This is a genomic window from Glutamicibacter uratoxydans, assembly GCF_050753455.1.
Lineage (GTDB): Bacteria > Actinomycetota > Actinomycetes > Actinomycetales > Micrococcaceae > Glutamicibacter > Glutamicibacter uratoxydans_A.
Genome location: NZ_CP192736.1, coordinates 62744 through 76852 on the forward strand (window position 1 = coordinate 62744; position 14109 = coordinate 76852).

Annotated in this window: 14 protein-coding genes; 8 read left to right on the plus strand and 6 right to left on the minus strand. The window is 59.3% G+C overall.

The features are described from left to right. The first annotated feature begins 134 nt into the window (after positions 1-134). Entirely contained in the window at positions 135-965 is an 831-nt protein-coding gene (locus ACQQZ8_RS00305) for an HAD family hydrolase (RefSeq protein WP_431710778.1), read from the plus strand. Here ACQQZ8_RS00305 and ACQQZ8_RS00310 read toward each other — a convergent pair. Continuing rightward, positions 962-1528 (minus strand): hypothetical protein, encoded by a 567-nt coding sequence (locus tag ACQQZ8_RS00310; protein WP_431710779.1) that lies wholly within the window; start codon positions 1526-1528, stop codon positions 962-964. The two genes, ACQQZ8_RS00305 and ACQQZ8_RS00310, sit on opposite strands and share 4 nt — an antisense overlap. A gap of 146 nt (positions 1529-1674) precedes the next feature. Here ACQQZ8_RS00310 and ACQQZ8_RS00315 point away from each other — a divergent pair, with 146 nt between their 5' ends. Then, the gene (locus tag ACQQZ8_RS00315) at positions 1675-3039 is read left to right on the plus strand and encodes a protein kinase domain-containing protein (protein ID WP_431710780.1); all 1365 of its coding nucleotides are present in this window, start codon (positions 1675-1677) and stop codon (positions 3037-3039) included. Here ACQQZ8_RS00315 and ACQQZ8_RS00320 read toward each other — a convergent pair. Together ACQQZ8_RS00320 and ACQQZ8_RS00325 are read right to left on the minus strand one after the other, a co-directional pair. Next, complete coding sequence (locus tag ACQQZ8_RS00320) at positions 3036-4310, minus strand: hypothetical protein (protein ID WP_431710781.1); 1275 nt, start codon at positions 4308-4310, stop codon at positions 3036-3038. The genes ACQQZ8_RS00315 and ACQQZ8_RS00320 overlap by 4 nt on opposite strands. Beyond that, the gene (locus ACQQZ8_RS00325) at positions 4307-6301 is read right to left on the minus strand and encodes a vWA domain-containing protein (RefSeq protein ID WP_431710782.1); all 1995 of its coding nucleotides are present in this window, start codon (positions 6299-6301) and stop codon (positions 4307-4309) included. Before ACQQZ8_RS00325 ends, ACQQZ8_RS00320 begins: the two co-directional genes overlap by 4 nt. 86 nt (positions 6302-6387) lie before the next feature. On the opposite strand from ACQQZ8_RS00325, the gene ACQQZ8_RS00330 reads away from it, so the two are divergent. After that, the gene (locus ACQQZ8_RS00330) at positions 6388-6834 is read left to right on the plus strand and encodes a DNA-binding protein (RefSeq protein WP_431710783.1); all 447 of its coding nucleotides are present in this window, start codon (positions 6388-6390) and stop codon (positions 6832-6834) included. 2 nt (positions 6835-6836) lie between these two features. On the opposite strand, the gene ACQQZ8_RS00335 is transcribed toward ACQQZ8_RS00330, so the two are convergent. Together ACQQZ8_RS00335 and ACQQZ8_RS00340 are read right to left on the minus strand one after the other, a co-directional pair. Beyond that, a complete protein-coding gene (locus ACQQZ8_RS00335) occupies positions 6837-7496 on the minus strand; it encodes a YczE/YyaS/YitT family protein (RefSeq protein WP_431710784.1) in 660 nt (219 codons plus the stop codon). A gap of 58 nt (positions 7497-7554) precedes the next feature. Continuing rightward, entirely contained in the window at positions 7555-8163 is a 609-nt protein-coding gene (locus tag ACQQZ8_RS00340; protein ID WP_431710785.1) for a pyroglutamyl-peptidase I, read from the minus strand. Between the two features lie 83 nt (positions 8164-8246). On the opposite strand from ACQQZ8_RS00340, the gene rmuC reads away from it, so the two are divergent. Both rmuC and ACQQZ8_RS00350 read left to right on the plus strand, forming a co-directional pair. Further along, positions 8247-9506 (plus strand): DNA recombination protein RmuC, encoded by a 1260-nt coding sequence (gene rmuC, locus ACQQZ8_RS00345; RefSeq protein ID WP_431710786.1) that lies wholly within the window; start codon positions 8247-8249, stop codon positions 9504-9506. 124 nt (positions 9507-9630) lie between these two features. Then, positions 9631-10104, plus strand: coding sequence for a DUF3817 domain-containing protein (locus ACQQZ8_RS00350; protein ID WP_431710787.1), 474 nt, complete (start codon positions 9631-9633; stop codon positions 10102-10104). Between the two features lie 92 nt (positions 10105-10196). Here ACQQZ8_RS00350 and ACQQZ8_RS00355 read toward each other — a convergent pair whose 3' ends face one another. Further along, positions 10197-10676 carry an inorganic diphosphatase gene (locus ACQQZ8_RS00355; RefSeq protein WP_431710788.1) on the minus strand — a complete coding sequence of 160 codons (480 nt, stop codon included), beginning with the start codon at positions 10674-10676 and terminating at the stop codon, positions 10197-10199. 98 nt (positions 10677-10774) lie between these two features. On the opposite strand from ACQQZ8_RS00355, the gene dacB reads away from it, so the two are divergent. The 3 genes from dacB to tilS are packed head-to-tail and all read left to right on the plus strand — an operon-like array spanning position 10775 to position 14078. Continuing rightward, positions 10775-12187, plus strand: a complete 1413-nt coding sequence (dacB, locus tag ACQQZ8_RS00360) for a D-alanyl-D-alanine carboxypeptidase/D-alanyl-D-alanine endopeptidase (RefSeq protein WP_431710789.1) — start codon at positions 10775-10777, stop codon at positions 12185-12187. A 20-nt stretch (positions 12188-12207) separates the two neighbouring features. Further along, complete coding sequence (locus ACQQZ8_RS00365; RefSeq protein ID WP_431710790.1) at positions 12208-13131, plus strand: zinc-dependent metalloprotease; 924 nt, start codon at positions 12208-12210, stop codon at positions 13129-13131. Then, on the plus strand, positions 13128-14078 hold the full coding sequence (gene tilS, locus ACQQZ8_RS00370; RefSeq protein WP_431710791.1) for a tRNA lysidine(34) synthetase TilS: 951 nt from the start codon (positions 13128-13130) through the stop codon (positions 14076-14078). The genes ACQQZ8_RS00365 and tilS overlap by 4 nt, the downstream gene beginning before the upstream one ends. Positions 14079-14109 lie beyond the last annotated feature (31 nt).

The window sequence follows — 14109 nt, forward strand, 5'->3', positions numbered from 1 at the left end:
GCTGGCTCGCCGTTCATTTTTTAGACCGAAAGGCACATCCGTCCGCCACCGGTTTACAGCGTGTTCGACGCGAGTTCACTCTGGATGTGCCCGGCATCATCGCTAAGTCTTGTCCAAGATGGTTCACTGGAGACATGACAGTTCTGATAAAGACCGGCAACGAAGACCGGTTAACTAACAAGAAAATCATGGTCTGCCTAGATGTCGATGGCACAATCGTGAACCACCAAGGTGAGATGAGCGAGCAGGTTCGGCACACCGCGCGGGCGGTCGTGGACGCGGGACATGACGTGGTGGTATCCACCGGACGCTCGCTGGGTGCGACCCTCCCGGTGGTCCGTGAACTCGGCATTGATCAAGGCTATGTGGTGGCCTGCAACGGCGGGGTGATCGCAAAGATCTCCGGCACCGAGGTGGAAGTGGTGCACCGCGAGGTCTTTGACCCTTCGTTGGTGCTGGCCACGCTGTGGCGGACCATGCCAGATGCCAAGTACGCACTTGAAAACGAGCTGGGCGAATTTCTCTCCAGCGAAGAATTTACCGACATCAGCTTCGGCTCACCGGCGCGCGTGGTGGACTTTGACGAACTGGTCAATAGCAAGGCCGTGCGCGTGGTGGTCTTCTCCACCGACGCTACCGCCGAAGAGTTTGGTCAGGCCGTGCACGGGTTAGGGCTCTCCGGAGTTACCTATTCGGTGGGGTGGACCGCATGGCTGGATATTGCGGCCGAAGGCACCACCAAAGCCAGTGGCTTGGAATGGCTGCGCGAGTTGCGCGGTTTCGAGGTACAGGACACCGTAGCGGTGGGCGATGGACGCAATGACATCGAAATGTTGCAGTGGGCTGGCACCGGGGTGGCGATGGGTCAGGCACCCGACGAGGTGAAGGCCGTGGCCGACTCGGTCACCGCTTCGGTGGATGAAGACGGACTGGTCAGTGTGCTGCAGCGAGTATTGCTCGGCTAAGCCTGATCAGCTAATTCCAGTAGCCGGCTAAGCCCGGCTCGCGCGTCATGCTCATCATTGAACCCAGAACGCACAATGGCCGCCGAAACGGCCTGCGGGGTGATATCTAAGGCTTCGGCGATGGCTCGTTGCTGTCCGCGGACTCCGGGGGTCATAAGATCCACGACCGCCCATTCCGCCGCGCTACGCGTGCGGATCGACTGACCAAGCAGCCGTAGTAAACCCTCAATGCCGGTCGCTATGTCTTCTTCCGGGCCGGAAACACAGATCGGAACTCGTTCTCCGCGGTGTCCGGCGGCCTCCAAAGCGCCCAAGGCGCGGTGTACCGCGCGTCCATCAACCAATTCGGCATCCTGCGGAACCGGTTCATAGAGCGGACCAATACCCAACCCAATATTGCAAAAGTTTAAGCGAGTAGTCCGCAAGATGGCGTCGATTGCCGCGGATGCGTCGCGCGGCACTCCGAGCAACAGCTGACCGGAAAGCGCCGTAAAGGGCGAGTGCGTCTCAACCTGATCAAGTTGTTGCCATAACGCCTCGCTGGCGGCGGCTACATCCGTCACCGAGCGGGGCCTGGGGCTAAGCGCAACGACAAACATGGCTTAAGTATTGCCTGTCAGCTTCACTTTGTCCTGCCTTTGCCGGGATATGACCGCGAGCGAACTTGGTGTGTCCTAGGCTGGTAACGGAAGAATGCGAAGGAGTACGCATGGCAGCAGAAGTCATCGCCGGGCGGTTTGAGCTCATTGAGCACATTGCCGAAGGCGGCTCCGGTTCGGTGTGGTTGGCCTACGACCGCCAACACGCTCGTCGTTGCGCGGCCAAGGTGATGCGACAAAGTTACAGCGGTGAGGTGCTGCGCTTTGTGCGTGAACAGGGCGTGAAGTTCGAGCACCGACACCTGTTGACCCCTTATGGGTGGGCGGCGGTGGACGATCGGGTGGTACTCGCCTCCGAATTGATGCGCGGTGGAAATCTACATACCGCGATGCAGGATTATGGGGCGTTCTCTCCGGAACTCGTGGCTGAAATCCTCGTCCAGTTACTTGACGGTTTAGCGCATGTGCATGCCGCGGGTTGGGTACACCGGGATGTGAAACCAGCTAACGTGCTCCTGGAACTCACCGGCTCCCGGGTGCCGCAGGTGCGGCTGACCGATTTTGGGATTGCTGCCCATGAAGATGCGCCGCGGTTGACCCAATTGGGGATCACCGTGGGAACCGAGGGATTTCTGGCCCCGGAACAACTCGCCGGTCAAGACCCGGCGCCCGCTCAGGATCTCTACGCCTTAGCGGTTCTGGGCGTCCAACTGCTCGAACCAACCTTGCATGGCGATCAGCTGCGCCGACGCTGTGACCAGTTGCGCACCGAGCCTTCCAAGGTGCCGGCACCACTGGGAAAGGTTCTGGCCGGACTATTGGCCCAAGACCCGCGCCAACGAGAAAAAACTGCTCACACAGCGGCCGGTAGCCTATCCCCAATGCGTAGCCAGCATGGATACCAGGTCGCCTCCGGAGAAGCTTTCGAGGTCCTTGATCACTTTGCGGACCTAGCGGAGCAGGCTGCCGATACTCCGGAGCTGTCATCGCATCAGGAGGTGCAATCTGCGGCTACCCCACAAGCAGGGGAAAAACCGATCCCGGCGCCGGGTACGCCACAGAACGTAGTCCCGGTTCGGCCTCGACCCTGGCAGCCCCTGTTCCTCTTGCTAGTGGCTCTACTCCTCGGGGCATTGTCCCTGTGGCTGGTCTTTGGTGATTCAAGCCAGACGCAAAGCACGGCGGAGCAACAGCAGTATCCAGCACCCACCGCATCGGGGCAGATCAAGCCAGAATCCAGACCCACCGGCTCCAAGACCCCGCAGCCGGCTGAGCCGGAAACCACGCTGTCGGCTCAGCCCACACCAAGTGATCGGGTTTCGGAGAACACCTTAACGCTGGACATTAGTTCCAATGTGCGTGAGGGCGATGAGTGCACGGTGCTGGAAGTGGGGTTAAGCGTGCACGGGGCAACGGGTGACACGCTCAGCTGCCTGATCGAGGGTGCCACCCAACGTTGGCTAGCCGCCGACTAGCTTCGCTTCCTGCGGCCTAGAAACCACACGCCGGCGAAGCCAGCCAATGCGACAGCGACCCCGCCAAGCAGAGCGCCGAGCTGTGCAGTAGACGGCAACCAGCCGTTCGACGCGGTGGCTTCAAATCCCAAGGAAGTACCTTCGGCGCCCCTCAGATCACTGGCTGGTTCCCAGTGATCTGAAGCCGTAGCTTCACCGGTGAGCTCAACAGCCAACTCGTATTCCAATGGACTCAGACCCCGTGGGTCACGGGCGGCACCGCTCACAGTGATGTAGTAGTACCCCGGGGTACGCAACCAGGACTGTGAGCTATGGGCATCGACCAGGTCGCGCGAAACCTCACTGAGCGTATTACGAGTGACCGAAGAGCCCACCTGCTCGCGTTCCAGAGCTTGTGACGGTCGATCCATGATCTGATCGGACAGTAACGGGCTAAAGGCAGCCGTCACCAGACGCTGGGCACTGGCCTCACGTGAATCCCCCACGGTGAGCCGATAGTTGAGGCGCTGCCCCTCGGATACATGGACCCGGTAGTACTTCACCTCAAAAGGCAGAACCGAATCCGTGGAGACCGAGGTTCCGGCCAGCTCGGTGGCGGTGGCGAAACCGCTGCCACCGCTGACCGGCTCTGCCGGAGCGTCCACCGACAAACTGGCCGGAGGTAGTTTCTCGGGCAAGAGGCCCGAGAGTGTTGTGGGATCCATGGCGGGTTCGACGATCACACGAAGTTCCAGCGGGATCTCGGTATCGGCCTGCCACAATCCGTCGCGAGAAATCTTCAGGTACACCTCGTCGTTGTTCTGCGATAGGCAGCCACCAGAGCTGTCGGTGCGTTTCACTCCGGTGTCCAAGGTGAGCAGAGCCGGGCCGTCGAATTGGGCGCGAGAAATTCGGACATTGTCTCGGCTGGAACACTGTTTGCCATCCAGGGTCACCAACTCACCATCCAACCGAATCGATTCCCGGCTGGTTGGTTGATTCAGCGGATCTACGATTAGCTGGGCACTCACGTGGGCTCTCTCGCCCTCGTCAACCGCGGGTAGCTTGTAATAGCGTCCGTGGTCTTCTCCGGTAACCGGAAGTAGATCTTGGCTCGCCCCGGCCGGTAGTTCCGGAGCCTGTTCCAAGGTATCGCCGCCGCTGCGAGGTTCACCAACCGCTTGGTGGGTGAGAATCTTGGATTCCGCGGAGTCTTGAGCGTGGGCCGGCACACCAAGGGTGACGGCTGCCAATGTGGCGGCCAAGGCCAGGGGTAGGGTTAGCTTTTTCACGCTTGGCCTCCAGGGGTGGTGGTCTGGGTGGTGGGAACTTCCACTACCGCGGTGGAACGGTGTCGAAAAAGGAACCGCCCAGCCGTCAGCAGTGCAGCGGTACCGACCAAACCACCGGTGAACCATGGCCATAAGGCCCCGCTATTGCTTCCGGTGTTCTGTACCGCGAGAATCTCGTCCTGCTCATCCTCCGCTGGTACTTCCGTGGATTGTGCGCTTTCGGGGGATCCTGCCTGCGAAGCCTCGGTCTCAGGTTCGGCCTGCTGATCCTGATTCACGTTGTCGACCTGGAAGACCGGTGGCTGCCCGGTAAAGGGCTGCTCTGTGCCGGTCACCTCAAAAGCCAGCTCATAGTCGAAAGGAACCCCATTGGTTTCTCGCGACCACGTGGCCGAATGGACCACCACATAGTAGTCCCCGCCGAGATAAGCATCCGAGCCGATGGAATTATCGCGGTTGGATTGGTTCACCGGGGTTCGCATATTCAGGGTAGCGGTCCCCGCAATATTGCGCTGCAGGGTCGTATCTCCAACCATATTCACCTGATCTCGCACCGCCGAGTACACCCGCATCCGAATTGCGTTGGTCCCCGACTCGGCATTATTTCCTCCGGTGACCCGGAAGTTCAGTTTTTGTCCGTTGCCCACGTGAACCCTGTAGAAACGAGCCTCGTTGGCCATTGCGGAGTCAGCGTAGAGCTGTCCCGATTCCACTTCGAGCGCGTCATTGAAACTCGAGCCGCCAAGTACCGGCTGCGCTTCACCAGTGACCGTGACCGACTGCGGTGCATCGGCCTGTGTGGTGGCGGCATCCAATAGGGTTGGATCGACCGCAGGCTCCAAGGCGTAGAGCAGCTCCACATCCATCGCAGTGTCCTTTTGGAGCGCACCATCGCGAGTCACCTTCGCGAAGAGCTCACCGGTCCCATCGGCGAAGCATCCACTGGAGGAATCCTGCCGGTACTCCGGGTTGTGCACGTACCCGCTCATTGGACGGCCCAGCTGGGTGGAGTTAGTCATCTCACTGCGCCCCATGGCGCATTGTTTTCCTTGACCATTGACCAGCTCGACACTCACCCGCGCATGCGAGCTACCATCGGAGGATTGTGACTGATCCGGGATCATCGTGGCCGAAACGTGGGCGCGCTCGCCGGGTGACAGTGGTCCGATCTTGTAGTACTTGGTGGTCCCGTCCTTGCTCGTCCAGCTCTTGGTTTCACCCTTTTCTAGGGTATCGAGGTACTGGCCCGGGAGCAGGGTGGGCGCCTGATGCATTTGGGTGGTGCCCTCGACGGGGGTACCGCTTGCGGTATAGCCCTGGAAGGCGCGCAGCGTGCGGGTAGTCAATTCTTCTTGGAGGGTATCGGCGTCATCAGCTGTGACATAGCTGCCGCCGGTGGCCTCGGCAATGCATTCGAGCTGCGAGCGGGCTTCGTCGTTGACCTTGAAGCCAATGGTATGAACCGTCAGGTTGATTCCTTGACCGGCCAAATCCTGCGCTGCCTCACAAGCTGGTGGCTGCGAACAATTTTCTTCGCCGTCGGAAACGAGGATGATTGATTTAGCGCCGTCAGTATCCTTCAGTTCCGCCGCCGCGTGGAGTAGTGAGGCGCCGATCGGGGTTTCACCGACCGCTTTGAGCTGATCCAGTTTGGCTGCGAGACCCGCTTTGTCGACCGGCCCTGGCTTTTGCACGGTGGTGATGTCATCGCATTTCTGCGCGGTCGTGGAACCATAGACGACCAAGCCCATGGATGCATCCTCGGGGGCGTTGCTGATCAGGTGTTTAGTGGCTTTACGAGCCGCATCGATACGGCTAGTTCCCTGATCGTCGGCGTCTTTCTCCAACATCGAGCTGGAGTAATCCATGACCACCATAACCGGCTGCATTTCGGTAGTCGGTACTTCGTCGGCCTGAGCCGCGCTGATACCGGTGAAGGCCAGTAGTGCTGTGGCTACACCGGCCACTAGCCGCCTGGGATAGCTGGGCATTGGTCTTTCCCTCCATCGCGAGTGTTTGCATTTGCAAATATATCTAAAAAGTTTGCATTTGCAAACATGCGTGCAAAACTTAGTTTATGGATAACACCATGGAACAGCAGCGAGCCATCTATGGCACGAGTTTGGCCGAACGATTCGGCTTCGTGATGCAAAGTTACGGACTCTCCCAACGCGCGCTGGCTCGCGTATTGGGGCTCAGTGCCCCAATGCTCTCGCAACTCATTAGTGCTCAAAGGATTAAAATCGGTAATCCGGCCGTTTACGGTCGCCTGCTTATGCTCGAAGCCCGGGTAGACCAGGAAGACCGGGATCGAGTGCTTCGCGAAGTTGAACAAGCAGACCCGGTGACGGCAACCCAATCGAGCAGTGAGCCGACCGAAGAAGCCGAGCAACACACGGTGATTCAGTATCTGCGTCGTACCACTGAGCCTGCCGCCTTAGGAACGCTGGCCACGCAGGCGGTCCAGCTTGGCGCCGCGGACCTAGCCCAGGTACTTCAGTTGGCCGCTGCGCCAGAAAGCTAGGACTAATCTAGGGCTGGCTGGGATTGGGTTCGCGGTGCGGGAAGCCGCAGGACCATAAATTTCATGAAGAACTGCACCGATGGGCCGATCAGCAAGGCATAGGCCACGGTGCCGACACCGACCGGCCCGCCAAGCATCCAGCCGATTGCCAAGACGCTAACTTCGATGCAGGTGCGTATCAGCCGGATTGAGCGACCGGTTGCTAAATGTAAGCCGGTCATCAGTCCATCGCGTGGCCCGGGCCCCAAATGGCTACCAATGTACATTGCTCCACCAAGCCCATTGACCGCAATACCGAGTAAGAACACCGAAATCTGCCAGCTCAACCCCTGAATCGGGGGAATAACGGCTAAGAAGAAGTCCAGACCCAAACCGATGACTAACACATTGGCGATGGTTCCTAGCCCGGGCCACTGCTTCAGCGGAATCCACGTAAATAACACCAGCGCGCCGGTGAGGATTGCGATGGTGCCTAAAGATAGCGGCAGGTGGTTGGCGATCCCTAGATGCAGCACATTCCATGGATCCACCCCGAGCTGGGCACGGATCATCAAGGCTATGGCCAGAGCAAAAAAGAGCAATCCGACGATGAGATAGGTCAGTCGTACCGGTAAGCGTCCGGCACGTAACTGTTGCAAAGGGGATAGATTCGTCAGGCTCATGGTTCCTTCAGGGTACGGTTGGCCGCCACCAACCGCCCAAAGCCAGCGTTGCATTCGGTCATAAAGCGCTAAGGCACAGTTCGATGGCCCGGCTCAGCTGGTCAAAATCTAGGTCGGTTCCCACGGGTGCGTGTCCATCGGTTTCGGCGCCAACTCGCGCTCGTTGTCCAGACGGGCGAGCGGCTGGGACGTGGATGAAAACCGCCGGAACGCTCGATCGGTAGGCACAAAAGGCCACATGGTTGCATAAAAACCGGCCTGGATCTTCGGAGAGCTCCGCGGGGATTCCAGCTTGCTGGAGAGTTTGGATCAGCGGTGCGGGATCGATGCTGGAGCGGATGCGTTGAGGCCCGCCGGGAAAAATTTCGCAGGTTTGCGGCTGATGGCCATCATTGTCGGCAATACGGGCCTCGTCGAGGTTGTATCCCCACAGTTCCGGGGTAATGCTGCGACGCCCGCCGGCTTCACCGAGACAGATTAAAGCCTCTGGACGGTGCTCGTGAATCGCCTGTTCCAAAGCTGCCCCGGCCCGGGCGAAGGAGACGGGCAGGATGGCGGTGCTAATTTGATGTTCACCGAGCGTGGCGGGTAATCGGGTAAGGATTTCCGCGCTGGCGTTGATATTGTCCTGCCCGAAGGGCTCAAATCCGGTAACCAAAATCTGCATTCACCCATTATCGCGCCAAACTGTCGGGCCTAGCTGCTATTGATGGAGATGTCCCAAACTGAACAGACCGGAGCTTAATCCTCGTGCACATCACCCTTTTAATACTGGTCATTCTGAATGTTGCTCTAACGGCATTTGTCGGATTACTGCTTGTGCGCCGTACTTCTGGTACTGCGACGGAACAGTCTCGGATCACCGATGCGGTTCGTGCTACCCACGGTGAGCTCCGTCAAGATCTGGGCAGTCAGCGAGCCGAATTGCGCCAAGCTCTGAGTGAGGTTCGCCAAGAAAATGAGCTGCGCTTGGACCGGGTACGCGCCACTTTGGATGAGAAACTCAGTGCGCTGACGGATTCAAATTCGCGCCGGCACCTGCAGCTGCAAACGCTGTTGAGTGAAGAGATGGAAAAATTGCGCTCCGGCAACGAAGCGAAGCTGGAAAAAATGCGCGAAACGGTGGACGTGAAGTTGCAGGGCACCTTGGAGAAGCGACTGGGTGAGTCCTTCGAATTGGTGAGCAAACGCTTGGAGCATGTCCAACAGGGACTAGGTGAGATGCAGTCCTTGGCGCAGGATGTCGGCGGACTCAAGCGCGTGCTCACCAACGTGAAAAGTCGCGGCACTTGGGGTGAGGTGCAGCTGGCCCGGCAATTGGAAGACATTCTTACTAGCGCGCAATACGAAGAGAATGTGGCGATCGTTCCTGGAAGTGCTGAACGCGTGGAATTCGCGGTGGTGCTTCCGGGACGTGAGGATGGGACTGTCTATTTGCCCATTGACTCCAAATTCCCGCAAGAGGATTACGAGCGCTTGCTGGATGCGCAGGAGTCCGGCGATAAACAGGAGATTGATAAGGCCCAGCGACTTTTGGATCGTGCCGTTCTGGAGCAGGCCAAACTCATCGCGGGCAAGTACATTGCTCCGCCGCATAGCACGGACTTCGCGATCCTCTACCTACCCACCGAAGGGCTCTTCGCCGAGGTGGTGCGCCGACCTGGACTGGCTAGCAAACTGCAAACCGAACACCGGGTACTGATTACCGGTCCCACCACCCTGATGAGCCTGCTTAACTCGTTGCAAATGGGTTTCCGCACCCTCGCCATTGAGAAACGCAGCTCCGAAGTCTGGCAGGTGCTCTCCGCGGCCAAGGAGGAATTCCGCAAGTACGGGGATGTCTGGGACAAGCTAGGCAAGCAATTGGCCACCGCACAGAACACCGTCCGCGAAGCCGGTACTCGTTCGCGTGCCGTGGAACGTCAGTTGCGCGGCGTAGAGGACAGTCCACAGCGGAGCGAAGACATCCTCGACACGCTGGGAGTCGAACCGCAGGGTCTGTCCGGCTAAACCCCCGGCAGATCCCAGCTCAGGCAGAAGACCTTCCTTAATGATGTCTTCGGGTGGGGCAGCTCATGGTTCCGCAAACCGTGCGGATGCAAGTTCCTGCGGGATGGAACCCTAGACTGAAATCATGAATGAAAGTTCAATGAGACTCAGCCCGCGTACCCTCTTCCGGATCTTTGCGATCGCCGAGATGTTCACCTGGGCGGGGTTAATCACCGCGCTGATTCTGCGGGCGGTGGATGTAGCTAACATCGTCCCGATTGCCGGCGGTATCCACGGGTTCGTGTTCCTGTGCTACGCGATGAGCACCATCTTCGTTTGGGTCAACCAGAAGTGGAACGTCGGTTTGGGACTCACCGGGTTGCTTTTGGCGGTTGTCCCCTTCGCCACGGTTCCGTTCGAAGTCACCGTAGAGCGCCGCGGACTCCTGGACGGCGGCTGGCGTCTAGCCCCGGGAGGCGACGAACCACGAGGCTTGATAGAGCATATTCAGGCCTGGATCTTGCGGCACCTGCTGCTGGCAATTGTGCTCATGGTCCTTGCCATCGTCGCGGTATATATTATTTTGCTGATTCTCGGCCCACCGGTACCCCGCGGCTAGTGAACTGAATGTCCAAGTCAGGGCATAACTAAAGGGTTGAGTCCCGGTACCAAAAGGTGCCGGGCCTCAACCCTTAGTCATGACTGGAAGTTTTAGCCCTTGAAGCGAGCGATCGAACGCTCAAGCTCAGCCTCGGCAGCTTCGCGGCCTTCCCAGCCCTCAGCGTTAACCCACTTGCCTGGCTCCAGGTCCTTGTAGCGGGTGAAGAAGTGCTCGATCTCCTTGATCAGCCACTGGTCGATGTCCTCAAGCTCCTTGATGTGATCAAAGCGCTTGTCGGTCGGAACGCAGAGCAGCTTGGCATCGCCACCGCCATCATCGGTCATGTTGAACACGCCGATGGGGCGGGCTTCCACAACCACACCTGGAATCAGGTCAACACCCGGGATGTACACCATGGCGTCCAACGGGTCACCGTCTTCGCCCAGGGTGTCATCGAAGTAACCGTAGTGGGTTGGGTACTGCATCGGGGTGAACAGCACACGATCCAAACGTAGGCGGTGGGTTTCGTGGTCGATTTCGTACTTCACGCGCGATCCGGTAGGGATCTCGATGGTGACGTCGTGGCCCATTAACAGCACACTCCTCAACTAGTCTTAGGGATATCCGAATCTAAGCGTATATGGCAATTACGCTCAGTTGATAAACCAACGAAGGGAAGCTCGCACGCATGAAGGCGTCCACACACCGAGTAATCACTCTGAGCGTGGCTTTGCTAGCCGCGGTGATTCTCGTCTTCACGATGCTGAGCGTTCCCCGGTTCTTTACCGGCTCACCTGAGCTTTTCTACACACCTGCCAGCGCCACCTTGAGCGCCGAGCAACCAGTGCCAGTGACCGGCTTAGCGCAGGAGGCGGCGCTTCCCGATGCGCAGGTTCTGGCGTCAAAGCTTGACGCAATTTTGGCTCCCGCGTCGGATGGAACCAGCTTTAGCGCCTCGGTGCGTGATATCGAAACCGGTCAGGTGCTGTATTCGCAGAACGCCGAGCAGCCCGGGACGCCGGCTTCCAGCCTAAAAATTGCCACCGCGATTGCCGCACTCGATGCTTTAGGCGGTGCCAGACAGCTCGCCACCACCACGTTGCTGGATGGAAATACCGTGATCTTGCGCGGTGGAGGTGATGTGTTGCTGGGAGATGGGCCGTCAAATGATCAGCTCACCGAGGGATACGCCGGAATTGAAACCTTAGCTGAACTCACCGCGCAGCACCTGGCGCAGCGCGAACTCTGGGAGGTGAGCGTCTGGCTAGACGATTCTCTCTTCGCTGATGCCCAAGTCAATCCGGAATGGGAACAATCCCTGTTCACCACAAATAACATCGCACCGGTATACCCGATCGCGCATTACGCCGGTCGCGTGTCCGCGGCGGACCGCGCCGCCCATGAAACCGACTCCGCCGGAAGGGTGCAGCAGATTTTTACCCAGGCTCTGGAGACGGAACTGACCGAGTTGGCCGCTGCCAAGGAAACCTCCAGCCAGCCATCAGCCGATGAGCCTAAGGTGGTTGCAGACGGTCGCGGAGCGTATCAGGGAGGCGAGAAACTTGCTGAGGTTCTCTCGGCACCGTTGAGCCAACAAATCAAACACATGCTGCTGGTTTCGGATAATTATTTGACTGAGGCGATGGGCCGCTTGGTGGCCTTAGAGCAACAGTTACCCGCGGCAGAAGCGGACACGGCGGTGGAACGGGTTGCCGCTGAGTATGGGGCCGAGAACCTGTCGCTGATCGACACCAGCGGGTTGGCCTCAGGTAACCGGGTGGCCCCCGCGGAGCTGACCGAGCTACTCGTCAACGCGGCGGCCAGCGATAATCCCGACCTACGCCAGCTGGCGTACTCGCTGCCGATCTCCGGATACAGCGGCACCATGGCGATGCGTTTATCCTCGGCAACTGACCGGGGTCTGGTGCGAGCCAAAACCGGATCGTTGATGGGGGTCGCGACGCTGACCGGGGTGGTGGTGAGCGACGCGGGGCGGGCGCTGGCATTTAGTATCTACTCCTTCAACCCGGACGGGGCCTTGGCCCCACACCGGCCGACCATTGACCAAGCGGTCAGCACGCTGCATGCGTGCGGCTGCTAGTAAAACTTCAGGAGAAATCGATGAACCAATGGATCGATTGGGATGTGGCGCTAAGCACCGCGAAGGCACTCACCCCGGCAGGGCCCCCGGTTGACCCCAAGAAGGCGGCGCGAATCGTGGCGCAGCTGCGTGAAGCGGCCGAAATTGGGTTGGAAAAAGCCGAACGGATTTCCCGTATTCCGGCCACCGGCCCGGCCGAGGTGCTGGTAGTGGATCGGGCAGGCTGGGCCAAGGCTGTCAGCCAGAACTTTGCCGCCATGATGCCGGCGTTGCCGCAATCCCCGCCGACCGTGCCGGTGATTGCTGGCGCGGAATTAGGCGCGGTGCTGTCCCTGCTCTCCACCCGGGTCTTGGGGCAGTTCGATCCCTACAGTGGATCTCGGCTGCTGCTCAACGCCCCAACCATCACCCAAATCCGTGGCGAGATGAACCTCAACGCCAAAGACTTCTATTTGTGGATCGCCACCCATGAACAAACTCACCGCCTACAATTTGAGGCGGCAGAATGGATTCCTGGGGTGATGCGTGAAACCCTGGCCTCGGTTTTCGCCGAATCCAATGGCAAGACCCGCTCGATGTCCGATATCGCCGAACGGATGAAAACTCTGCGCCATGAGGTCAGCGAACTGACCAGCATCATGTCGGTCCTTGAAGGCCACGCCATGGCGGTAATGAACGATGTGCATGACATCGCCACGATTAAAACCATCCGGCAACGCTTCGCCGCCCGCGGTCAAAACCGTGGTGTCATTGCCACCTGGATTGGCAAACTCTTAGGAATGGACGCCAAGGCTCGGCAGTACGAGCGTGGCGAAAAATTCGTCCGGCAGATTGTCGAGGACCGCGGCTACGCGGGTTTCAACGAGATCTTTAAGGCGCGCGAGAACTTCCCTAACGCCGCCGAACTCGACGACCCGGCACAGTGGCTTCACCGGATGGCATGAGCACGGCGTTAGCGCGCGCCCGCAACGCTATTGACGCGATGGCGCACGGGCAATTTGTGTTAGTGGGTGTCTCTGGAGGCGCTGATTCCCTAGCGCTGGCCGTGGCGAGTAGCGAGCTGATGCGTTTTGGAAAACTTCGCGCCGGAGCGATTATTGTCGATCACGGACTACAAACCGACAGTGCCGCCGCCGCCGAGCAGGCGGCAGCCCAATGCCGCGCGTTGGGGTTGGAGCCGGTGCTGATCCGCCGGGTAGAAACAAGCGACGACGAAGCTAGTGCCCGGACCGCACGCTACGCCGCCTTCAACAGTGCCCTGGGCGAAACCGGAGCCGAATCCATTTTGCTCGCCCACACCCTGAACGATCAGGCCGAACAGGTGCTATTGGGATTGTTACGCGGCTCCGGAACCCGTTCGCTGGCCGGGATCCCGGCCCGCCGCGGACCTTTCTTACGCCCTCTGCTAGGTCTGGACCGTGCGGCGATGGAAGAAATCTGCACTCAGGCCGGGCTGAGCTGGTGGCAGGATGCCAGCAATACCGATCAGCGTTACCGGCGTAACCACATCCGGCATCGAGTGCTACCACTACTACAGAATGAACTCGGTACGCATCTGCCCCAAGCGCTGGCCGCGACCGCGAGCTTAGCTGCGCAGGACGCCGAAGCCTTAGAACAATGGGCACATCGTGCCTATGCCGAACTTGGTGGGGCCGATACTTTGCACCTTGCCGAGCTGGGCAAACTGCCGCTGGCTATCAGCTCTCGGGTACTTCGTTTAGCCGCCCGCAGCGCCGGTGCGAGCACCCCCACTAGGGAACGCACTGAAGCACTCTTACGGCTGGCCGGGCTAGGCTATGCGAAGAGTAAATCCGCCGGACCGGTCCAACTTGAGGGTCATGTTGCCGCGTTCCGGCGGGGCCCGGTGATCGTTTTCACCCGGCCGGGCTAAACACAATTCGCCATATTATGGCAATCTAGGT

Excerpts from the sequence above, each read along its gene's own strand:
- ACQQZ8_RS00305 (WP_431710778.1), top strand. The coding sequence starts at position 135 with ATGACAGTTCTGATAAAGACCGGCAACGAAGACCGGTTAACTAACAAG.
- ACQQZ8_RS00315 (WP_431710780.1), top strand. The coding sequence starts at position 1,675 with ATGGCAGCAGAAGTCATCGCCGGGCGGTTTGAGCTCATTGAGCACATT.
- ACQQZ8_RS00325 (WP_431710782.1), bottom strand. The coding sequence starts at position 6,301 with ATGCCCAGCTATCCCAGGCGGCTAGTGGCCGGTGTAGCCACAGCACTA.
- ACQQZ8_RS00330 (WP_431710783.1), top strand. The coding sequence starts at position 6,388 with ATGGATAACACCATGGAACAGCAGCGAGCCATCTATGGCACGAGTTTG.
- ACQQZ8_RS00335 (WP_431710784.1), bottom strand. The coding sequence starts at position 7,496 with ATGAGCCTGACGAATCTATCCCCTTTGCAACAGTTACGTGCCGGACGC.
- ACQQZ8_RS00340 (WP_431710785.1), bottom strand. The coding sequence starts at position 8,163 with ATGCAGATTTTGGTTACCGGATTTGAGCCCTTCGGGCAGGACAATATC.
- ACQQZ8_RS00350 (WP_431710787.1), top strand. The coding sequence starts at position 9,631 with ATGAATGAAAGTTCAATGAGACTCAGCCCGCGTACCCTCTTCCGGATC.
- ACQQZ8_RS00355 (WP_431710788.1), bottom strand. The coding sequence starts at position 10,676 with ATGGGCCACGACGTCACCATCGAGATCCCTACCGGATCGCGCGTGAAG.
- dacB (WP_431710789.1), top strand. The coding sequence starts at position 10,775 with ATGAAGGCGTCCACACACCGAGTAATCACTCTGAGCGTGGCTTTGCTA.
- ACQQZ8_RS00365 (WP_431710790.1), top strand. The coding sequence starts at position 12,208 with ATGAACCAATGGATCGATTGGGATGTGGCGCTAAGCACCGCGAAGGCA.
- tilS (WP_431710791.1), top strand. The coding sequence starts at position 13,128 with ATGAGCACGGCGTTAGCGCGCGCCCGCAACGCTATTGACGCGATGGCG.